This is a genomic window from Microbacterium sp. (assembly GCF_036823965.1).
Lineage (GTDB): Bacteria > Actinomycetota > Actinomycetes > Actinomycetales > Microbacteriaceae > Microbacterium.
The window spans coordinates 143,644-163,490 of the sequence record NZ_DAITBE010000006.1 but is presented as its reverse complement, the minus strand read 5'-3'; the positions used below and the strand labels follow the sequence as shown (position 1 = coordinate 163,490).

The following is a 19,847-nucleotide window of genomic DNA, read 5'->3' as shown; positions in this document are numbered from 1 at the left end:
CCATGCCTCATCTGCGTATCGCCTCGGTCAATGTCAACGGGATCAGGGCGGCGGCCCGCAACGGGATGAGCGGCTGGCTCGACGCAGCCGACATCGACGTCCTGACGCTGCAGGAGGTCCGCGGGCAGGACGAGCACCTCGAAGCCGCGCTCCCCGGTTGGAGCATCGTCCACGACGAGGCGACCGCCAAGGGGCGAGCCGGCGTCGCGATCGCGAGCCGGACTCCAGCGCTGGCCTCGCGCACCGACTTCGGCCCCGAGGACTTCGACTCCAAGGGCCGCTGGATCGAGGCCGACTTCCTGCTGGGCGATCGTCCGCTGACCGTGGTGAGCGCCTACGTGCACTCCGGCGAAGCCGACACCCCGAAGCAGGACGAGAAGTGGAAGTTCCTCGACGCCTTCGGACCGAGGCTCAGCGAACTCGGTGCGGACGAGGCGCTCGCGCTGGTGACCGGTGACCTCAACGTCGGCCACCGTGAGCTCGACATCAAGAACTGGCGCGGCAACCGCAAGAAGGCCGGCTTCCTGCCGCGGGAGCGCGCCTACTTCGACCGCTTCCTCGGCGCCGCCGGTACCGAGGTGACGGGCGTCGACGGCACGGTCGGCACCGGTCTCGGCTGGGTCGACATCGGCCGGCGCACCCATGGAGAGGTCGAGGGCCCGTACACCTGGTGGTCCATGCGGGGCCAGGCGTTCGACAACGACTCCGGGTGGCGCATCGATTACCACCTGGCGACGCCGGCGCTCGCAGACCGCGCACGGGGCTACCACGTGGCACGTGCAGCCGCCTACGACCAGCGTTGGAGCGACCACGCGCCGGTGGTCGTCGACTACACGTACTGAGGTGCTCCCCCGCGTCGGTCGGCATAGCGGTACCAGCCGCGGTACTCGAGCACCGTGCCGAAGAGCGGGTTGTGCGCGCGCATCGAGATGGTGCGGCGACGACGGTCGTCGTCCCACCCGTCCTCGAGGGTGACGTCGACGCCGAAGATGCCCGTGAGCGGGATGCGCACTCCCCCGACGAGCAGCACGACGCGCCCTGATCGCATCCGCAGGGCGCCGTAGTCGGTCACCGAGCATTGCATCATGACCTCGACACGTTGACGCGCACCGAGAAGGGTGCGCACCACGCCTGGATCGGACGTCTCGATCATGCGATCGAGGAGCGACTGCGTGGAGCCGGGGAAGACGAGTTCGCGCGCGCTGTCGCGTATCTCGACACCGTCGGTGCCGCGGAGCGAGCGGTCGGTGAGGACGAACGGCACATCCCGCCCGAACCGCGTGAGAAGGATGCCGGGGCCCAGGAACGGTCGGACCAGCATGGAGAGCAGTCCGAATCGGCTCCCTGCCGTCGTGAACAGCCCGTGCGCCTCGGCATCCGATGCATCGATGGCCCGCATCTGTGCGAGGACTTCGGGATGCAGCTGCGATGCCTCCGCGCCCAGCACCGTCAAGAAGATCTGCCCCCTGGCGATCATCCGCCGGAGCCCCGCTGGTCAGCTTCCGTGACGGAGCGGTACCAGCCGCGATACTCGAGGATCGTGCCGAGCAGCGGGTTCCGCGCGCGCAGCGAGATGGTCCGACGCCGGTTGTCGGCATCCCACCCGTCCTCGACCACCACACGGATGCGCAGGATGCCGCGAAGCGCGAGGCGCAGCGAGCCGATCCGCACCGCGACGGCGACCGTCCGCATGCGCAGCGCACCCGTCGCCGTGACCGTGCACTCCTCGAGCAGCTGCACCCGGCCGCGGTCGCCGAGCGCGTTGTGCACGATGCCAGGACGCCCGGTCGCCGTGAGCCGGTCGCTGATGCACTGCGTTCCACCGGCGAAGCGGAACTCCCTGGTCGCATCGAGCGTGGCGCGTCCGGACGGTGCCAGCCCTGCACGCTGCGTGATCGAGAACGGCACGTCGTGCCCGAAGCGCGTCACGAGCATGCCCGGCCCGACGAACGGGCGCGCGAGCGCCGTCACGATGCCGAAGCGGCTGCCTGCTCGGGTGAACCTGCCCTCCGCATGCACCGTCGTGGACTCAGCGCGCATCTGCGCCAGAATCTCCGGGTGCAGGTCGCGAGCGGTCTCTCCCAGCGCGTCGAGGAACACGGCACCCTGGGCGATCATTCGCGCAGCTCCTCGCGATACGGCTTGACGGTCTGCGGCGTCGGCCCCCCGGGGTACTCGCAGGTGAACTCCCCACGGTAGCCGAACAGGAAGCCGAGCAGGCGGTTGTGCACCTCGAGATCGATCACGAAGCACTGCCGTTCGTCGTCGAAGCGTTCGGTGAGGCTCGCTCGTCCGCTGAACAGCATCGGGAACCGGAAGGCGACAGGGCCCTCGTAGAAGCGCTGCGCACCCGATCGGAGGCGGAGACCGCCATCGTCGGTCACCGCCAGGTCGAGGTCGACGGCAAGATGCTGGTGGGTGCCGAGGTAGTCGACCACCCGACCGCGAGCGGCACTGTAGATCATGGTTGCGTCGAATCGACGCCGGCGCCCTGGCGCGACGTCCATGGTGCGCACGAACGACACGGTCTCGCGTCCGAAGCCGTCGAGGTACGCGTAGTTGTCGATCTGGAACGGGATGTCGCGGCCGTGCTCGGGGAACATGATGTTCCGCAGGGTCCCGATGGCGAGGAACGGCAGCGTCCACCATGGTCCGCGGCGCACCTCCGACATGACGCCGCGACCGATGCATCCGTAGCCGGCGTCCACGCCCACCCCGAACCGGCGCTGCAGCTGCGGGTGCAGTCGTGCGAAGTCGTCGCCGAGGGCGCGTCGGAAGACGCCGTCGACCGCCGTCACGGCGCGATCACCGCGAGCAAGTCAGGGGCGTTCTGCATGATCGTGCGTCCGTTCCGGCTCGGCGGGCGTGAGAGGCACCGGCGTGCCCGCGGTCGTGGCCGGCGCCCTGGCAGCAGCGACCGCCACCACGTGGTGTGTTCCGGCCGGATGCCGTCTTCGGCCCAGAGGCGGAGCCGATCGAAACTGCGCGCGGTCAGCCACCAGACGAAGCGTCGGGTGATCAGTGGATCGAGCACACGCCCGATCGCACCCCAGCCCGGCGCGTAGTCGTAGCCGGTGAGGAAGCGGACGCCCTCCGGCGTCGGGATGTAGCGCCAATAGCCGCGGCCGGCTCCGAGCGGCGAGAGCGGGTCGGTCGTGTCGAACGCCAGCGCCGATGTGCGCTCCCCACCGCGGCCCTCGCTGCTGCCGAGGGAGACACCGGTGCCGTGGATCGTATGGATGCCGAGGGCCAGCTCGTAGCGGAACTCCTCGGCGCCGTCCTCCCTCGACCGCTCCGGCAGGATCGACGTGAACCGGGCATCCCAGCGCACATGCGAGGCGGGCTCCTGGGTCAGCTCCCACACGGTGTCCAGCGGCGCCTCGATCAGGATCTCGACGTACAGCGCACGGTCCGATCCACCGTGAACGCGCTTCGCGCGGCGGGACGCAACCGTCATGCCCACAGCCTATGGCCTGCGCTGCTCGCTCCGACGTCGCCGGCTCCTCGCACGCCATAGGATTGTGGGGTGACCAAGCCTCGCCTCTACTCCGGAATGCAGCCATCAGCCGACTCCCTCCAGATCGGCAACTACATCGGCGCGCTCCTGCAGTGGCGGGACCTGCAGACCTCCTACGACGCGTACTTCTCGGTCGTCGACCTGCACGCCCTCACCGTGGCGCAGGACCCGAAGGAGCTGCGCGAGAAGACCAGACGCACGGCGGCGCAGTACATCGCGGCCGGCATCGAACCGTCGCTGTCGACGCTCTACGTGCAGTCGCACGTGCGCGCGCACGCCGAGCTCGCCTGGATCCTCAGCACGATCACCGGCTTCGGCGAAGCGAACCGGATGACGCAGTTCAAGGACAAGTCGGCGCGCTACGGCCAGGACGCGACGAGCGTCGGGCTCTTCACCTACCCGGTGCTGATGGCGGCCGACATCCTGCTGTACCAGACCGATGTGGTGCCGGTCGGCGACGACCAGAAGCAGCACGTCGAACTCACGCGCACGCTCGCGGAGCGCTTCAACTCCCGTTTCGGGGAGACCTTCACGGTGCCGGTGCCGGTCATCCAGAAGGAGACCGCACGCATCTACGACCTGCAGAACCCGACGTCGAAGATGTCGAAGTCGGCCGAGAGCGACGCCGGTGTGCTGTGGATGCTCGACGAGCCGGCCAAGTCGGCGAAGAAGATCATGCGCGCGGTGACCGACACCGATGGCTCGGTGCGGTTCGACCGCGAGAACAAGCCAGGTGTCTCGAACCTGCTGACGATCTACGCCGCCCTGACCGGGCGCCAGGTCGCATCCATCGAGGACGAGTACCTGGGTCGCGGCTACGGCGACTTCAAGAAGGGCCTCGCCGAGGTCGTCGTCAACGAGTTCGAGCCGGTGCGCACGCGCGCGCTGGAACTGCTCGATGACCCGGCCGAGCTCGACCGGATCCTCGCCGAGAACGCAGGACGAGCGGATGCCGTCGCCGACGCGACGCTCTCCGACGTCTACGACCGGGTGGGACTGCTCCGACGCGTCTGAGCGGTGCGGCCTAGGATGGTGCTCGTGACAGATCCGCAGCTGCCCCCGCCGTCCGGTGCCGTTCCGCCCGTTCCCCCTGCGCCGCAGCAGGGAGCGGTGCCGCCTCCGGCCGCACCCGTGTCTCCGGCACCCGCATACCCGGCTGCACCCGCATACCCGAGCGCGCCGGTCGCACCCGGGTACTCGAGCGCTCCGGCGGCCCCGTACCAGGCTCCTCCAGGGGCATACCAGGTGCCGGTCGGCGGCTATGCGGTGCCCGCCGGCGAGTACACCGCGCCCGAGGCCACGCCGCGCAGGTCGCCGCTCCTCGGGGTGCTCGCGCTCATCTTCTCGCTCGTCGCCGCGGTGGTCACCCCCATCGTGGTCGGTGTCGCGAGCTACGAGATCGGTCGGCGCATCCCCGAGGCGATGAACCGGGCCGAGGAGTTCTCGTCGCTCGCGTTCCTGTCGCCGGCGCGCGATCAGGTGCTGTGGGCCGAGGTGTCGTTCTGGACCGGCACGATCCTCGGAATCGCCGCGATCGTGATCGGCATCATGGCCATCGTCCGCAAGCAAGGCAGAGGTCAGGGCATCGCCGCGCTGATCGTCGCGGTGGTCGCGCCGATCATCTTCTCGGTCGTGGTCATCGCCGCGCTGTCCGCCGGTGGCGCCACTGGAGTCGCCGGCCTCGCGAGCTGAGCGGCGCTGCGGACCCGCGCTCAGCGAGGGGCGTGGTGCTTCTGCTGCGCGGCGAGCAGGCCTTCCGCGACGAGCAGTTCGACCGCGTCGGCGGCGTCGTCGACCAGGATCGGCAGATTCGCCCGCTCGTCTTTGCCGAACGGCGCGAGCACCCAGTCCGCGGCATCCTGCCGGCCCGCAGGGCGACCGATGCCGACGCGTACCCGAGGGAACTCGGGCGTCGCGATGGCCCTGGCGACGTCGCGCACGCCGTTGTGTCCACCGTGCCCGCCGCCGATCTTCAGCTTCACGGTGTCGAACGGGATGTCGAGCTCGTCGTGCACCACGATGATCTGCTCCGGTGGTACGGAATAGAAGCGCGCCAGCGCAGCGACCGGCGTGCCGGACACGTTCATGAACGTGTTGGGCTTCGCCAGCACGAGCTTGTCGGCCCCTGGACGCAGCCATGTCTCCACGACGCGCGCACCGCCCTTGTGCTCGCGGAAGCTCTCGCCGCGGCGTGATGCGAGCTCATCCACGACCATCTGGCCGATGTTGTGCCTGGTCGACTCGTATCGTTGGCCCGGGTTGCCGAGGCCGACGACCAGCCAGGTGGACGGCATGTTCCTGATCCTCTCCCCGACCGGATCCGCGTGGGATCCCGGTCAGGATACGACAGAGGGGACGCGATGTGCTCGCGCCCCCTCCGCCATGAAACTGTCGGAGATCACTCCGCAGCGGCCTCCTCGGCTGCTGCGTCGCCCTCGGCACCCTCAGTGCTCTCGGCTGCGTCGTCCTCACCGAGGTCCTGCTCGGCCGGGATCGCGATCGCGACGACGAGGACCTCGGCGTCGGTCAGCAGCGTCGAGCCCTTGGGCAGGGTGACGTCGGCAGCGGTGATCTGCGCGCCCTCTTCGAGACCCTCGACCGAGACCTCGATGTTCTGCGGGATGTGCGTTGCCTCTGCCTCGATCGACAGGGTGTTCGCGTCCTGGTTGATGACCGTGCCGGGAGCCGGCTCGCCGGTGACGATGACGGGAACGTCGATCGTGACCTTCTCGCCCTTCTTCACGACGAGGAGGTCGATGTGCTCGATGATCTGGTGCACGGGGTCCTTCTGGACGTCCTTGACCAGAGCCAGCTGCGACTTGCCCGCGATGTCGAGCTCCAGCAGCGCGTTGGCGCGGCGCAGGATCAGCGAGACCTGGTGGCCCGGCAGTGCGACGTGCACCGGCTCGGTGCCGTGGCCGTAGATGACGGCGGGGATCTTGCCGGCGGCGCGCAGGCGACGGGCGAAGCCCTTGCCGAAGCTCTCGCGGAGCTCGGCGTGGACCTTGGTGTCTTCAGACATGAGGTTCTCCTTCGGGACACGCAGCGTGGCGCCGCGCGGTGGTCTATGGATTCGTGATCTCGACGCAGACACGTGAGGAAAGCCACCGGGCTCGCTTCGCCGCGTCGATAACGGATGTTCGCGCACGCGCAGAAGCATCCCTCGCCGAGGTACAGGCTCAATGGTACCGGATGACCCGATAGGCTGGGAACACCGGCCATTTCCTGCAGATCACGGAGTCACACATGCTCGACGGCGCCTTCTTCTCACACGTCATCCTCTGGGTCATCGGCGTCATGACGGTCTGCGCTGCGGTGACCTCGTTCGCCGCCCTGTTCTCGCTCGGCCGCGGCGGCTACCGCAAGGACTGACGCACCCCGGGGTCTGACGCCCGCCCCGATCAGGCGGTGCGCGCCTCCGTGGCCGCACTGATGATCGAGGTCGCCTCGTCGACATCCGCCGACTCGTCCACGCTGATGCCACGCTCATCGGACTCGAGCGGCTCCCACGTCTGCAGCTGCGACTCGACCAGCGACGCCGGCATGAAGTGGTCGCCTCGCGAGCGGACCCTCGCCTCGAGCGCCGCGCGACTGACCGAGAGCTCGGCGAAGAAGGCATCAGGCGCCTGCGCCCGGATCGCGTCACGGTAGACGCGCCGGAGCGCCGAGCAGGCGATCACGATGTGGTCTGCATCGCTGAGCGCCGCACCCACGACCGCGAGCCACGGCATCCGATCCGCATCGTCGAGCGGGATCCCGGCCGCCATCTTCTCGACGTTGGTGAGCGGATGCAGGTCGTCGGCATCGATGAATCGGGCGCCGATGCGTTCGGCGAGCGAGCGTCCCACCGTCGACTTGCCCGAGCCGCTCGGTCCCATCACGACGATCCGCATTGCTTCTCCTCCATCGCTCAGCCGTTCACACCAGCGGCGTGACCAGTTCCATTCTCGCAACCCGCACGGTCACCGTCTGACCGTGGCGCACCCGGGTCTGCGCTCGAGGCGCTCCGGTCATGACGACGTCGCCCGGGCCGAGCGGCGACCAGGAGGCGACGTACGCCAGGCACTCGCGGATCGACATCGGCAGGTCGCGGCTGCCGGTCGCGCACACCACGACGTCGTCGACCAGGAGCTCGAGCTCGACGTCGTCGATGTCGGCATCCGTGTCGATCCATGGGCCGAGGGGCGTGTACCCGTCGCCCGACTTCGATTCGAAGTTGCGTGGATCCCACTCCCCCCGATCGGGGCTGGAGAGATCGTTCACGGCTGTGACGCCGAGCACGAACTCGTGCGCGTTCTCGGCGGTGAGTCCGACCGTGGATCGTGCGATCACGACCGCGATCTCGCCCTCTGCGACCGGGACCCCGGCATCGCGTCGCACCAGCACCTCGGTGCCGGTGCCGACGACGGTGCGTGGACTCTTCAGCCAGGCCTGCACCGGAGAGTGGTGTCCCTGGCCGTTCTGCGCGATGCCGACGACCACGAGGGGTTCGACCGGGGCGATGATCGTGCCGTCGACCCGATCCCCGGCGTCGGACGGCGTGCGCCCATCGGCAGCCGCGAGGAACGGATCCTCGATGGGGACGAAGCCCGAGTCGTCGAGCCTGGCGAACCGGGGGCCGGACGGTGTCGCGATCCGGACGATGCGCATCAGCGCACCGCCGTCGTCGCCGGAGACAGCGCCTGGAGCCCGCTCATCGCCCGACCGCCGTGATCGACACGGTGGTGGCGAAGACATCGTCGCCGCCCTCACCGCGAGACACCTTGATGGCGTCGTCGACGCGGGTGAGGTCGCGGCGCAGGGTCTCGGGTGCGAGGAACGTGGACGCGGTCGTGATCAGCGCGAGCACCGCCATGTACGTCGCGAGCAGCACCCAGTTGCCGCCGGTGACCGCGATCAGGTACGCGCCGAGCACACCGGCGAGGCCACCGGCGAGCACCGCGGAGATCTCGCGGGCCATCGCGACGCCGAGGTACCGGTGACGGTTGCCGAAGAGCTCGGGGAGCATGGCGCACTGCGGTCCGAGCATGCTGTTCACCGCGACGCCGATGCCGATCGCGATGACGCCGATCGCGATCGCATGGTTGCCGAGTGACAGCAGCCACCAGGCGGGGAACGTGTAGATCAGCATGAAGACCGCACCGAAGCGGTACACGGTGCGACGGCCGAAGCGATCGGACAGGTGTCCGCTGATCGGCACCGAGAAGACGCCGATGAGCGAGCCGAGGGTCACACCCCACGTCAGCAGGCTCTTGTCGGCGGTGTCACCGGCGACGGCCACGAAGAACGCGAGCCCCAGCGTGTTGAACATGTAGGAGCCGCCGTTCTCGGCCATCCGCAGGCCGATGCCGACGATGACGCCGGGCAGCCCGTGCGTGAAGATGTCGCGGACCGGCCGCTCGGCGATCTGCTCGTGCTTCTCGAGCTCCACGAAGGTCGGGGTCTCGCGCAGACGCATGCGGATGAAGAGGGCGAGCAGGATCAGCACGAACGATGCGAGGAACGGCACCCGCCAGCCCCAGCTCAGCAGCTGGTCCTCGGGGAGCAGCGTGATCAGGCTGAACACCACAGCTGCGAGGAGGGTGCCGGCCTGGATGCCGATGAACGGCAGCGCGGAGAAGAAGCCGCGACGCTTGACCGGCGCGTACTCCGCCATCAGCACGGTCGCACCCGCCTGCTCTGCCCCGGCGCCGAAGCCCTGCAGCAGTCGCATGAGCACCAGCAGGACCGGCGCCCAGAGCCCGATCGCCTCGTACGTGGGCAGCAGACCGATCGCGGTCGATGCGCCGCCCATCAGCAGGATGGTGGCGACGAGCACCCACTTGCGCCCGAGCTTGTCACCGAGGACGCCGAAGAACAGGCCGCCGAACGGGCGGGCGAGGAAGCCGACGCCGAACGTCGCGAACGCCGCGACGGTCGCCATGGCCGGGTCGTCCTGCGGGAAGAACAGGACGTTGAAGATCAGGGCCGTCGAGAGCCCGTACAGGGCGAAGTCGAAGTACTCCAGTGCGCTGCCGATGCTGGAGGCGAGTGTCGCCCTGCGCAGATTCGCCGCGTACTCGGGGTCATCCGGCACTGCTTCGGCGGGGGTGCTGGTCTCGGTCACTGCCATCTCCTTCGATCGGCTTCGCCAACGGCGTGAGGATGACGATATCAGCCCGTTGGATACAGTTCAACCCTTTGGACGGACATCGGACACACAAACGTCCCGACTGCGCATTCGGCACTCGCGAGCGGATGCGGCTCAGCGTCGAGCTGCGGCGCTGAACGGGTTCGTGAGCACGGCGGCCGCCTCGCGCAGCGCACCGCCGACACGCTCGATGCGCTCGTAGTCCGCCTCGCCGGCCCTGATCGCCACGCCGAGGGCGAGCGGCGGATCGGACGGCGCCCAGGCGCTCAGCGGAACCGCGACGCCGACGACACCGCGCAGCGACTCCTCGGCGTCGATCGACCAGCCGCGCCGCCGAGCCGCCTCGAGCGCCTCCAGCAGCGCGCTCATCGTGGTGGTGCTGCGCTCGGTGAGTGCGGGGAACACGGCATTCTCGCCGAGCAGTGCCGTGACCTCGGCATCCGTCATCGCCGACAGCAGCGCGCGTCCAGTGGCCGACAGCGGAGCAGGCAGCCGAGACCCGAGCGGCGTGCCGAGCCGCAGCGACTGCGAGCCCTCGTGACGGGCGAGATACAGCGCGTCCGAGCCGTCGAGCATCGCGACCTGCACCAGCTCGGTGTGCAGCACCGGCGACGCCTCGCAGACGCTGTAGAACTCACGGACCTGGTTGAACTGCGCGGCGAAGGCACCACCCAGTTCGGCCGTGCGGAGGCCGAGTCGATAGCCCTGCGAGGTGCGCTCGACCATGCCGCCGCCCTCGAGGGCGAGACAGAGGTTCGCTGTCGAGGACTTCGCCAGCCCGAGGTCGCCGGCGAGCTCGGTGAGGGTTCGGGGGCCTCCCGCCTCGGCGAGGAGTCCGAGCAGACGGATGCTGCGCGTCACCGCCGGTGCGGGATCGCGTCCTTCACGACTGTCGTCGTCCATGCGCCGCCCTTTCTCGGGGTCAGTAGAACTCGACCGTATCGACGACCGCGCGCAGCGGCTCGCCATCCAGCAGGCGCGCCGCGTTCTCCGCGAAGCGGCGGGCGATCCGCTCCTCCTCCTTGGAGTTGAGCGCGGCCGTGTGGGGACTGACCAGCACTCGCGGGTGCGCCCACAGCGGCGAGGTCTGGTCGAGCGGCTCCTGCTCGAAGACGTCCAGCGCCGCGAACGAGATCCGCTCGTCGTCGAGAGCCGCCAGCAGCGCCTCTTCATCGATCACGGTGCCGCGTCCGACGCTCGCGATGATCGCGCCGGGCTTCACTGCAGCGAGCACTTCGGCGTCGATCAGGTGATGCGTCTGCGCGGTGCCTGGCAGCGTGATGACGATCGCATCGACGTGCGCGACGGCATCCACGAGTTGGTCGAGCGGCACGAGCCGTTCGACGTGCTCGACCGGCTCACCGGAGCGCGTCGTGCCCCAGACCCTCGCGCCGAGCGCGTCGAAGCGGCGAGCGCACTCCGCGCCGATCCCGCCGAGGCCGACGACCAGGACGGTCATCTCGTCGACCTGACGCATCTCCCAGCGATCGGGCCAGGTGCGGGTGCGCTGGTCCGCCAGGAGGCGAGGCAGCCCCTTCGCTCCGGCGATCACGCCGAAGACCGCGAACTCCGCCAGCGGGCCGCCGTGCACGCCCGCGCTCGTGGTGAAGACGACGCGGTCCAGCGCCTCGCGGTCGAGCCCGGCCGCCTTCACGGTGCCGCCGCCGCCCGCCGCCGTGGTCATCACCCAGCGGAGCCCCGGGTTCGCCTCGACCGTGCGCGCGAGTTCGGAGGCCTGCACGTCGGGGATGCCGAAGAGCGCGTCAGCCGAGTCGACGAGCGCCTCGAACGCCTGCTGCTGCTCTGCAGTGCGAGTGAAGTCGGGGTCGCCGGACCAGTCGGCCGGGCCGCGCATCGGGGGAAGCAGCGTGTGATCGCGGACGAGCTCGATCCGCGGCTCGAGCTCCTCGATCAATCGGCAGAGGTCCTCGCGCAGCGGTACGGTGACGACGACGCGCAAGCGGTTCTCGGTTCCGGCCATGATGATCCCTTCCTCGGGAAAGTCGATGGGTGTCACTCTAGCGTGAATCCATCCTGCTGAACCCTGTTCTCCAGGTTGGATCTTTGCTACCGTGACACCATGAATGCCTCAACCGCCACTGTCGGCGTCATCGGTCTCGGCGTCATGGGTCGCCCCATGGCCGATCACCTCCTGGCCGCCCGCGGTCGTCTCGTGATCCACGCGCGCCGCCCCCAGCCGGAGCTCCTGGCAGCAGGAGCGAGCTGGGCGCAGACGCCGCGTGAGCTTGCGTCCAGCGTAGACGTGCTGCTGGCGATGCTCCCGGATCTCCCCCAGCTGGAGGAACTGCTCGACGGGCCGGACGGCCTGCTCGCCGGAGCGGGCGACCTGCTGATCCTGATCGGCTCGACGTCATCCGCCCCCGCGGTGCGGGCACTGGCCGAACGCCTGCGCGGCCAGACCGACGGTCGCGTGCGCGTCGTGGACTGCCCGGTGTCCGGCGGCGAGGATGGTGCGGTCGCCGGCGCGCTGTCGATCATGCTCGGCGGCGCGGATGACGATGCCGCAATCGCCGCCGAGATCCTCGCGCCCTGCGGCTCTCCCGTGCACCTCGGGCCGCTCGGTGCCGGCGAGGTCGCCAAGGCGTGCAACCAGCTCGTGGTCTCGGCGACGATCCTGGCACTCGGCGAGGCCACCGTGCTCGCCGAGCGATCGGGTCTCGACCTCGACGCGCTCTGGTCGCTGCTCGGCGGCGGCTACGCCGGCTCTCGCCTGCTCGACTCGCGCAGGGAGAAGCTCGTCTCGGGCGACGACTCCCCCAGCGGGATCGCGCAGTACATGGTGAAGGACCTGGGGTTCGCCGCGGACATCGCCGACGCCACCGGCACTGCTGCGATCCTGCTGCCGACGCTGCGCGCTGCCTTCGACGAGATCGTCGCCGACGGCCTCGGCGACCGCGACATCAGCGTCACTCGACGCTTCGTCGCGAACCGTGACACAGCGGCATCCTGAGCCCGCTCACAGCGATACCCTGAAACCACCACATCTTCACGATCGAGGAGCCATCTGTGCCCGAAGCATCAGCGAACATCGGAGTCGTCGGACTCGCCGTCATGGGGTCGAACCTCGCCCGCAACCTCGCCAGCCGCGAGGGGAACACGGTGGCGATCTTCAACCGCAGCCACGAGAAGACGCAGACGCTTCTCGACACGCACCCTGAAGCAGGGTTCATCCCGGCCAAGACGTACCAGGAGTTCGCGGACAGCCTGCAGAAGCCGCGCACCGCGATCATCATGGTCAAGGCCGGCGGCCCGACGGACGCAGTGATCGACTCGCTCGTCGAGGTCTTCGAGCCCGGCGACATCATCGTCGACGGCGGCAACGCCTACTTCCCCGACACCATCCGTCGCGAGAAGGCCGTCCGCGAGACCGGCATCAACTTCGTCGGCGCCGGCATCTCCGGTGGCGAGGAGGGCGCACTGCTCGGCCCGTCGATCATGCCCGGCGGTTCTGACGAGTCGTGGATCACGCTCGGCCCGATCCTGAAGTCGATCGCCGCGATCGCCGAGGGCGAGCCGTGCGTCACCCACGTCGGCCACGACGGCGCCGGCCACTTCGTCAAGATGGTGCACAACGGCATCGAGTACGCCGACATGCAGCTGATCGCCGAGGCGTACGACCTGATCCGTCGCGGCACCGGCAAGACCCCCGCCGAGATCGCGGAGATCTTCGCCGAGTGGAACCGCGGCGAGCTCGAGTCCTACCTGATCGAGATCACCGCAGAGGTGCTCCGCCAGATCGACGCGTCCACCGGCGAGCCGCTCGTCGACGTGATCCTCGACCAGGCCGGCGCCAAGGGCACCGGCGCCTGGACCGTGCAGACCGCGCTCTCGCTCGGCGTGCCGGTCTCCGGCATCGCCGAGGCGACGTTCGCCCGCTCCCTGTCGTCGCACCCCGAGCAGCGCGCCGTCTCGCGCGACCTGCCCGGCCCCGAGGAGGAGTTCTCGGTCGAGGACACCGAGGCATTCATCGAGGACGTCCGTCTCGCGCTCTACGCCTCGAAGATCGTCGCGTACTCGCAGGGCTTCGATGAGATCCGCGCCGGTGCTGCCGAGTACGACTGGAACATCGACCTCGGTGCGATCTCGAAGATCTGGCGCGGCGGTTGCATCATCCGCGCCCAGTTCCTCAACCGCATCGCCGACGCCTACGCCGAGACCCCGGACCTGCCGGTGCTGCTCACCGCTCCGTACTTCACCGAGGCCATCACGCGCGCCCAGGCGCCGTGGCGTCGCGTCGTGATCGCGGCGGCCGAGGCCGGCATCCCAGCGCCCGCGTTCTCTTCCTCGCTGTCGTACTACGACGGCATCCGCGCCGACCGGCTGCCCGCCGCCCTCGTGCAGGGACAGCGCGACTTCTTCGGCGCACACACCTACAAGCGCATCGACAAGGAAGGCACGTTCCACACCCTGTGGTCCGGAGACCGCACCGAGATCGAGGCAGAGGACACGCACTGACCTCGCGCTGACAGCAGAGGGGCCCGGCAGATTGCTGCCGGGCCCCTCTTCGTGCGCAGTGTGCGCTCAGCGCGTGATGTCCTGCACCGTGCCCTTGTTCAATCGCAGGCGTCGCGTCGCGCGCCGGGCGACCGCTGAGTCATGCGTCACCACGATCACGGTGATCCCCTCGGCGCACAGCGCCTGCAGCAGCGTCAGGATCTCGTCGCGCATGCTCTCGTCCAGGTTGCCGGTCGGCTCGTCCGCGAGCAGCACACGAGGTCGCTTCACGATCGCGCGTGCGATCGCCACACGCTGCTGCTGGCCGCCGGAGAGCTCGGTCGGCAGGTGGTCGCCACGGTCGGCGAGTCCCACGTGCTCGAGCGCCTCGGCGACCCTGCTCCGGCGCGCCGTCTTGTCGAGCCGCATCGGTTCGAGCGCCATGTCCACGTTCTCCGCCGCCGTCAGCGTGGGGATCAGGTTGAACGCCTGGAAGACGAACCCGATCTCCTCCGCCCGGATCCGGGAGAGCTCCTTCGCCGACGCGGATGCCAGCTCGGCCCCGTTGAGTCGGAGCGATCCCGAGGACGGCGAGTCCAGTGCCCCGAGCATCTGCAGGAGCGTCGATTTGCCGCCGCCCGTCGGACCTTGGATCGTGACGAACTCGCCAGGCATGATCTCCAGATCGACGCCGGTGAGCGCCTTCACGGTCCTGCCCTTCTGCGCGTAGGTGCGGGTGACGCCGACGGCCCGGTACAGCGGCGAGCCGTCATGGTCCGGCTGAGCGGTCTGCGCGAGATCTGTCATGGTCATGTCGTTCTCCTTCTGGTCGATTCCTCTGGTCGTCCCTGCGGTGCTCATGCGACGGACCGCAGCGCCTCAGCGGGGCTGAGCCGAGCTGCTCGCCATCCGCCGAATGCCCCGGCGATGAGCCCGCCGAGCACCGCAAGGCCGACGGCCGCGATCAGGACCCATGGGGTGAACGGCGCCTGGAGCACGATGTCTGCTGCCTGCGTGGTCTGGAACATCGGGCCGCCGCCGCCGGTCGGTCCTCCGCTCATGCCGCCGCCCGGCCCGCCCTGGTCGACCGCTGCAGCGCCGGCGGCGACGGTCGGACGCACGAGGTTGATCACGACGATCCCGGCGATGCCGAGCACGAGGCCGACCGCACCGCCGATCAGCCCCTGCACCATGGACTCACCGGCGACCTGGCGCACGACTCGTCCGTCGGACCAGCCGATGGCCTTCAGCGTGCCGAACTCGCGTGTGCGACGCGAGACGCCCGACAGGGTCAGCAGCACCGAGAGGAGCACCGCGACGGCGAGCACGATGATCGAGAGCCAGGTGCCGAGGTCCGTGATGAGCGAGGTGGCGCTCGACAGCGAGCCGGAGACGCTGGATGCGAGCTCTGCCTGCGAGGTCACGGTCGCGTCGGGGAGCTCGTCGGCGAGCGCGGTCTGCACGGCGTCGATGGACGCGGCGGAGTCCGCCTGCACGTACACGGTGGAGATGACATCGTCGACGCCGGCGAGCTGCTGCGCCGTGTCGAGCGGGAGGTACACGTTCGCGGCGGTGTCGGCCTCGTCCGATGTGGATGCGAGGATGCCGACCACCTCGACAGCGGATCCGGCGACGTCGATCGAATCACCGACGGCGATCTCGTTCGTGCTGGCGTAGGTGCTGTCGACGAGCGCGACCAGTGCCCCGGAGTCGTCGGCGTCGAGCGCGCGGCCGTCGGTCACCGACGTCGAGGCGAGCGGGCCGATCGCGGTCGCCGCCGGGTCGATGCCGAGCACGCTGAAGGAGTCGACGCCGAAGTCCCCGCCGCCGCCCTGCCCGCCCTCCGGCGGCGCCTGGCCCTGTTCGGGCGCTGCACCCTCGGTGCCGTCCTGCTGGCCGAAGCCGCCGCTGGGCAGCTCGCCCGAGAACGTCGAGTTCGTCAGACTGAGCGCTCCCGATGCCGCCGAGATGCCATCGGTCGACGCGACCGTGTCGATCACCGACGCGTCGAGGGTGCCGCGCATGAAGTCCGTCATGAGCGTGGACTGGTTGAGCGTCGTGGTGTCGCCGTCGGTCTCGCCGGCATCCGCATCGAACTGGAAGCGCTGGCCACCGCCATCGCCCGGCTCTGCCGCTGCGCCGGTGACCGTGAGGTCGGTGCCGACCCCGTACACCGATTCGAGCGCCTGCGCCTGGGCGTCGCGCACGCCGGCGGTGAGCGCGTTGACGACGATCACGAGCGCGATCGCGATCGCCAGGCCGATCGCGACGATCATCGTCTGCTTCTTGCGGCCGGCGAGCTCTCGCCGCAGATATGTCCCGAACATCTCTCTCCCTCTGTCGCGCACATCGCGAACGGGATCGACGTTAGGGAGCGTCCATATGTGAGATCGAGGGGCGGCTGATGAGGAGACTATGGATGGGGGCTGAGCGGTCAGCGTCCCTGGATCGCGGCGACGAGATCACGTGCGCGTGCGGCGAGCGCCACGAGATCTCCGCCGGCGTTCGCCGCGTCGCCGACGAGCGGTCCGCCGACGCCGACGCCGAACGCGCCGGCGGCGAGGAAGTCCTGCACCGTGGCGACCGACACTCCCCCGACCGGGATGATCCGCGCATCGGGGAACGGGTCGCGGACGGCGCGGATGAATCCGGGACCGAGTGCGGATGCCGGGAACAGCTTCACGGCTGCGCTGCCGAGGTCGAGCCCTCGTTGGATCTCGGTGGGCGAATAGACGCCCGGCAGCACACCGATCTCCTGCGCGATCGCGTACTCGACGGATGCCGTCAGCGTCGGCGTCACCATGAACTGGGCACCGGCCGCCACGGCACGGTCGACGTCGGACTCGACGAGGACGGTGCCGGCGCCGATCAGCGCCTCCGGCGGAGCATCCTGCACGACCTGGGCGATCGCGTGCTCGGCATCGCGCAGCGTGAGCGTGATCTCGAGGGTCAGCACCCCCGCTGCGATCAGCGTGTGCGCTGCGGCGACCGTGGCGTCGACGTCGGTGCCGCGGATGATGGCGACGAGCTTGGTCTCGTCGAGTCGCTCGCGCAGCCGCGCGTTGTCCACCGTGGTCATCGCGCAGCTCCCGCCCATGCCGGTGCCGGTGCGCCGCCGACCTCCACCTCGACTGCGAGCAGCGCGCCGTCCGCCTCGCTCGGCTCCGCCAGGCCGACGCTCGCGGTCGTGATCACGAGCAGCCGATCGACGAGGGCGACCGCTGTCGGCCTCGTCGCCGGGAGCCCGATCGTCTCGAGCAGGGCGCCAGTCGGCGCGTAGCGGCGGACCTCCGCTGCATCCCAGACCGCGACCCACAGCATGCCTTCGAGATCGATCGCCATGCCGTCCGGATTGCCGCCGTCGACCCGAGCCACCGTTCGCCGATTCGCGAGTTCTCCATCGGGCGCGACGTCGAACGCCTCGATGCTGCGGTGCGGCAGCGTGTCGATGTAGTAGAGCGTGGTGCCTGAGGGATCGAAGGCGAGGCCGTTCGAGACCGTGACGCCGTCGAGCCGCTGCGTCGGCGTGCCGTCCGCATCGATGCTCCAGAGTCCGCAGTGCGGTGCGCGCGGCATCGACTGGCTGCCGACCCAGAATCGACCGTGCGGATCGGCACCGCCGTCATTCAGGTAGTGGCCGGGAGCCGCGAAGTCGCCGGTGAGCGGGGCGACGAGGCCGTCGTCGCTCACATGCAGCACGCCGCGATCGACTGCGACGAGCCAGCCGTCGCCAGGCTGGGCGAGGGGAACAGGGGCGCCGATCTGCCGACCGACGACCAGGGAAGCACCAGGGACGACCATGCCGTCCTCGAAGCGACCGCGGTGGAGGGAGCCGGTCGCCATGTCGATCCACGCGAGCCCTCCGTCCCGTGCGTCCCATCGCGGCGACTCCGCCTGGACGTAGCGAGTCTCGGAGATGATCTCCACGGACCGCGAGAGGGGTGGACGCGACATCGAAGCCAGCTTTCAGTGGTGGCGAATAACCGTTATGTGGCAGACTATCTCACAATATGCATAACGTTTGCGAGAACGTCCGCCCCGACGCGAAAGCAGGGAACCACTGATGGCTCCGACACTCCAGGGCCTGATGCCCATTCTGGCCACTCCGTTCGATGACAGCGGCGCCCTCGACCGCGCCGGCCTCCGCCGCCTGGTCGAGTTCGAACTGGCTTCCGGCGTCGACGGCGTCGCTGTCTTCGGCATGGCGAGCGAGGGGTTCGCGCTCACCACCGACGAGCGACGGACGATCCTCGACGATGTCGTCGAGATCATCGACGGCCGCGTGCCGGTCATCGCCGGCGTGAACGGCACCTCGACGGCCACATCGATCGAGCAGGCGCTGCTCGCGGAGGAGGGCGGCGCCGATGCGCTCATGGTGCTCCCGCCGTTCATGGTGAAGCCGCCGGCGGCATCACTCGTCGAGTTCTACGGGGACGTCGCAGCCGCCACGTCCCTGTCGGTCATGGTGCAGGATGCCCCGGGCGTCACCGGCGTCGTGATGCCGCCTGCGCTGATCGCGGAGATCGCCCGCCTCGACGGCGTCGACTCCGTGAAGGTCGAGGCACCGCCCACGGCCCCCAAGGTCGGAGCGGTCGTGAATGCGATCGACGACCCGGCGTTCGCGGTGCTCGGCGGACAGAACGCACAGTTCTGCCTCGAGGAGTATGCACGTGGCGCCGTCGGCACGATGCCGGCGTGCGAGTTCCCCGACCTCCTGGGGCCGGTGCTCGCCGACTTCGTCGCGGGGCGCGTCGAAGAGGCCAGGGCCGGCTTCCGTCGTATGCTCCCTCTCGTGCTCATCGGACTGCAGGGCGGCATCGCGTGGGCGGTGCACAAGGAGATCCTCGTCGCGCGCGGCATCATCGAGCACGCGACGGTGCGCTATCCCGCTGCGCGGCTCGATGCCGGCAGCCGCGCCGCGGTCGACCTCGTGATCACCGAGCTCGAGCTCCCGCCGCTCCCGGCAGCGGTGCGCGTGTGACCGCCCGCGGCGTCCTGCTGATCGGCGGCGGCTCCGACATCGGACTCGCGATCGCCCGCGCCTTCGCGGCGCGCGGCGACGCGGTGGTGGGGGTCGGCCTGGACACCTCCGACGACCCGGTCTTCACGGCGTACCTGACCGCCGACTGCAGCCTGCCGGATGCCGCCGACCGCGCCGTCGCCGATGCGCTGCGGGCACTGGGTCGGCTCGACGTCGTGGTCCTCGCCGCAGCGCGCATGCCGATCGGCCGGGCCGAGGAGACGAGCGATGCGGATTGGCGCGGTGCCATCGGTGCGACGCTCGACTCCGCCTTCTTCACGACACGTGCCGCACTGCCGCATCTCTCCGCAGGTGCGGCGATCGTCGCTGTGACCTCGGTCAACGCTACGCTCGCCGCCCCGGCACTGCCCGCGTACGCGGCAGCGAAGGCGGGCGTCGAAGGCCTGGTGCGTCAGCTCGCGCTCGACTGCGGGCCCCGTGGCATCCGAGTGAACGCCGTGCAGCCAGGCAGCATCTCCGCCGCCGACACCGGCGAGAGCGAGGGCTACCCCCTCGGTCGGATCGGGCGCCCCGATGAGGTCGCAGCGGTGGTGGAGTTCCTCGCCTCCGACGCGGCATCCTTCGTCACCGGTGCATCCATCCCTGTCGACGGCGGCCTGTCGATCTCCTCGCCCGCCGCCTGGCTGAAGCCCACGCTGCGCGAGCGCTGGCTCTGACCTTCCCGTCGAGACGACGACGATCGCCGCGCCCCGTGAGGAGCGCGG

23 protein-coding genes are annotated in these 19,847 nt (G+C 69.6%); 8 read left to right on the top strand and 15 right to left on the bottom strand.

The features are described from left to right. Window positions 1-2 precede the first annotated feature (2 nt). Window positions 3-842: an exodeoxyribonuclease III gene (locus tag V7Z82_RS12005; RefSeq protein ID WP_334151785.1), complete on the top strand. Its 840-nt coding sequence runs from the start codon at window positions 3-5 to the stop codon at window positions 840-842. On the opposite strand, the gene V7Z82_RS12000 is transcribed toward V7Z82_RS12005, so the two are convergent. From V7Z82_RS12000 to V7Z82_RS11985, 4 genes are read right to left on the bottom strand one after another with little or no spacing between them, the layout of a single operon-like run. Then, the gene (locus V7Z82_RS12000; protein ID WP_334151784.1) at window positions 830-1,477 is read right to left on the bottom strand and encodes a DUF4166 domain-containing protein; all 648 of its coding nucleotides are present in this window, start codon (window positions 1,475-1,477) and stop codon (window positions 830-832) included. The genes V7Z82_RS12005 and V7Z82_RS12000 overlap by 13 nt on opposite strands. Continuing rightward, complete coding sequence (locus V7Z82_RS11995; RefSeq protein ID WP_334151783.1) at window positions 1,474-2,118, bottom strand: DUF4166 domain-containing protein; 645 nt, start codon at window positions 2,116-2,118, stop codon at window positions 1,474-1,476. The genes V7Z82_RS12000 and V7Z82_RS11995 overlap by 4 nt, the downstream gene beginning before the upstream one ends. Further along, window positions 2,115-2,798: a DUF4166 domain-containing protein gene (locus tag V7Z82_RS11990; protein WP_334151782.1), complete on the bottom strand. Its 684-nt coding sequence runs from the start codon at window positions 2,796-2,798 to the stop codon at window positions 2,115-2,117. The genes V7Z82_RS11995 and V7Z82_RS11990 overlap by 4 nt, the downstream gene beginning before the upstream one ends. Next, window positions 2,795-3,457: an SRPBCC family protein gene (locus V7Z82_RS11985; RefSeq protein WP_334151781.1), complete on the bottom strand. Its 663-nt coding sequence runs from the start codon at window positions 3,455-3,457 to the stop codon at window positions 2,795-2,797. The genes V7Z82_RS11990 and V7Z82_RS11985 overlap by 4 nt, the downstream gene beginning before the upstream one ends. Before the next feature lie 69 nt (window positions 3,458-3,526). Here V7Z82_RS11985 and trpS point away from each other — a divergent pair, with 69 nt between their 5' ends. Beyond that, window positions 3,527-4,531 carry a tryptophan--tRNA ligase gene (gene trpS, locus V7Z82_RS11980; RefSeq protein WP_334151780.1) on the top strand — a complete coding sequence of 335 codons (1,005 nt, stop codon included), beginning with the start codon at window positions 3,527-3,529 and terminating at the stop codon, window positions 4,529-4,531. A 24-nt stretch (window positions 4,532-4,555) separates the two neighbouring features. After that, window positions 4,556-5,209 (top strand): hypothetical protein, encoded by a 654-nt coding sequence (locus V7Z82_RS11975; protein ID WP_334151779.1) that lies wholly within the window; start codon window positions 4,556-4,558, stop codon window positions 5,207-5,209. A 20-nt stretch (window positions 5,210-5,229) separates the two neighbouring features. Here the strand turns inward: V7Z82_RS11975 and pth are convergent, their stop codons facing one another. Continuing rightward, window positions 5,230-5,811 (bottom strand): aminoacyl-tRNA hydrolase, encoded by a 582-nt coding sequence (gene pth, locus V7Z82_RS11970; protein WP_334151778.1) that lies wholly within the window; start codon window positions 5,809-5,811, stop codon window positions 5,230-5,232. Between the two features lie 104 nt (window positions 5,812-5,915). Beyond that, on the bottom strand, window positions 5,916-6,539 hold the full coding sequence (locus tag V7Z82_RS11965; RefSeq protein WP_334151777.1) for a 50S ribosomal protein L25/general stress protein Ctc: 624 nt from the start codon (window positions 6,537-6,539) through the stop codon (window positions 5,916-5,918). A gap of 224 nt (window positions 6,540-6,763) precedes the next feature. Here V7Z82_RS11965 and V7Z82_RS11960 point away from each other — a divergent pair, with 224 nt between their 5' ends. Then, on the top strand, window positions 6,764-6,889 hold the full coding sequence (locus V7Z82_RS11960; protein WP_269429889.1) for a hypothetical protein: 126 nt from the start codon (window positions 6,764-6,766) through the stop codon (window positions 6,887-6,889). Window positions 6,890-6,918: 29 nt separating this feature from the next. Here V7Z82_RS11960 and V7Z82_RS11955 read toward each other — a convergent pair whose 3' ends face one another. From V7Z82_RS11955 to V7Z82_RS11935, 5 genes are all read right to left on the bottom strand, one after another. Continuing rightward, window positions 6,919-7,410 carry a gluconokinase gene (locus V7Z82_RS11955; protein ID WP_334151776.1) on the bottom strand — a complete coding sequence of 164 codons (492 nt, stop codon included), beginning with the start codon at window positions 7,408-7,410 and terminating at the stop codon, window positions 6,919-6,921. Window positions 7,411-7,435: 25 nt separating this feature from the next. After that, entirely contained in the window at window positions 7,436-8,167 is a 732-nt protein-coding gene (locus V7Z82_RS11950) for a fumarylacetoacetate hydrolase family protein (protein WP_334151775.1), read from the bottom strand. 43 nt (window positions 8,168-8,210) lie between these two features. Next, window positions 8,211-9,629, bottom strand: coding sequence for an MFS transporter (locus tag V7Z82_RS11945; RefSeq protein WP_334151774.1), 1,419 nt, complete (start codon window positions 9,627-9,629; stop codon window positions 8,211-8,213). A gap of 132 nt (window positions 9,630-9,761) precedes the next feature. Beyond that, window positions 9,762-10,550, bottom strand: coding sequence for an IclR family transcriptional regulator (locus V7Z82_RS11940; protein WP_334151773.1), 789 nt, complete (start codon window positions 10,548-10,550; stop codon window positions 9,762-9,764). Between the two features lie 19 nt (window positions 10,551-10,569). Next, window positions 10,570-11,628 carry a D-2-hydroxyacid dehydrogenase gene (locus tag V7Z82_RS11935; protein WP_334151772.1) on the bottom strand — a complete coding sequence of 353 codons (1,059 nt, stop codon included), beginning with the start codon at window positions 11,626-11,628 and terminating at the stop codon, window positions 10,570-10,572. A 99-nt stretch (window positions 11,629-11,727) separates the two neighbouring features. Between V7Z82_RS11935 and V7Z82_RS11930 the strand changes: the two genes are divergently transcribed. Both V7Z82_RS11930 and gndA read left to right on the top strand, forming a co-directional pair. Beyond that, on the top strand, window positions 11,728-12,618 hold the full coding sequence (locus tag V7Z82_RS11930) for an NAD(P)-dependent oxidoreductase (RefSeq protein WP_334151771.1): 891 nt from the start codon (window positions 11,728-11,730) through the stop codon (window positions 12,616-12,618). A gap of 56 nt (window positions 12,619-12,674) precedes the next feature. Next, window positions 12,675-14,123, top strand: coding sequence for an NADP-dependent phosphogluconate dehydrogenase (gene gndA, locus V7Z82_RS11925; RefSeq protein WP_442927628.1), 1,449 nt, complete (start codon window positions 12,675-12,677; stop codon window positions 14,121-14,123). 66 nt (window positions 14,124-14,189) lie between these two features. Here the strand turns inward: gndA and V7Z82_RS11920 are convergent, their stop codons facing one another. The 4 genes from V7Z82_RS11920 to V7Z82_RS11905 all read right to left on the bottom strand — a co-directional run bounded on the left by V7Z82_RS11920 (window position 14,190) and on the right by V7Z82_RS11905 (window position 18,056). Beyond that, on the bottom strand, window positions 14,190-14,915 hold the full coding sequence (locus tag V7Z82_RS11920) for an ABC transporter ATP-binding protein (protein ID WP_334151770.1): 726 nt from the start codon (window positions 14,913-14,915) through the stop codon (window positions 14,190-14,192). 44 nt (window positions 14,916-14,959) lie between these two features. Next, window positions 14,960-16,429 (bottom strand): ABC transporter permease, encoded by a 1,470-nt coding sequence (locus tag V7Z82_RS11915; protein WP_334151769.1) that lies wholly within the window; start codon window positions 16,427-16,429, stop codon window positions 14,960-14,962. 107 nt (window positions 16,430-16,536) lie between these two features. Next, window positions 16,537-17,181 (bottom strand): bifunctional 4-hydroxy-2-oxoglutarate aldolase/2-dehydro-3-deoxy-phosphogluconate aldolase, encoded by a 645-nt coding sequence (locus V7Z82_RS11910; protein WP_334151768.1) that lies wholly within the window; start codon window positions 17,179-17,181, stop codon window positions 16,537-16,539. After that, a complete protein-coding gene (locus tag V7Z82_RS11905; protein WP_334151767.1) occupies window positions 17,178-18,056 on the bottom strand; it encodes an SMP-30/gluconolactonase/LRE family protein in 879 nt (292 codons plus the stop codon). The genes V7Z82_RS11910 and V7Z82_RS11905 overlap by 4 nt, the downstream gene beginning before the upstream one ends. Window positions 18,057-18,165: 109 nt before the next feature. On the opposite strand from V7Z82_RS11905, the gene V7Z82_RS11900 reads away from it, so the two are divergent. Together V7Z82_RS11900 and V7Z82_RS11895 are read left to right on the top strand one after the other, a co-directional pair. Further along, entirely contained in the window at window positions 18,166-19,083 is a 918-nt protein-coding gene (locus V7Z82_RS11900; RefSeq protein ID WP_334151766.1) for a dihydrodipicolinate synthase family protein, read from the top strand. After that, window positions 19,080-19,799 carry an SDR family NAD(P)-dependent oxidoreductase gene (locus tag V7Z82_RS11895; RefSeq protein WP_334151765.1) on the top strand — a complete coding sequence of 240 codons (720 nt, stop codon included), beginning with the start codon at window positions 19,080-19,082 and terminating at the stop codon, window positions 19,797-19,799. Before V7Z82_RS11900 ends, V7Z82_RS11895 begins: the two co-directional genes overlap by 4 nt. Window positions 19,800-19,847 lie beyond the last annotated feature (48 nt).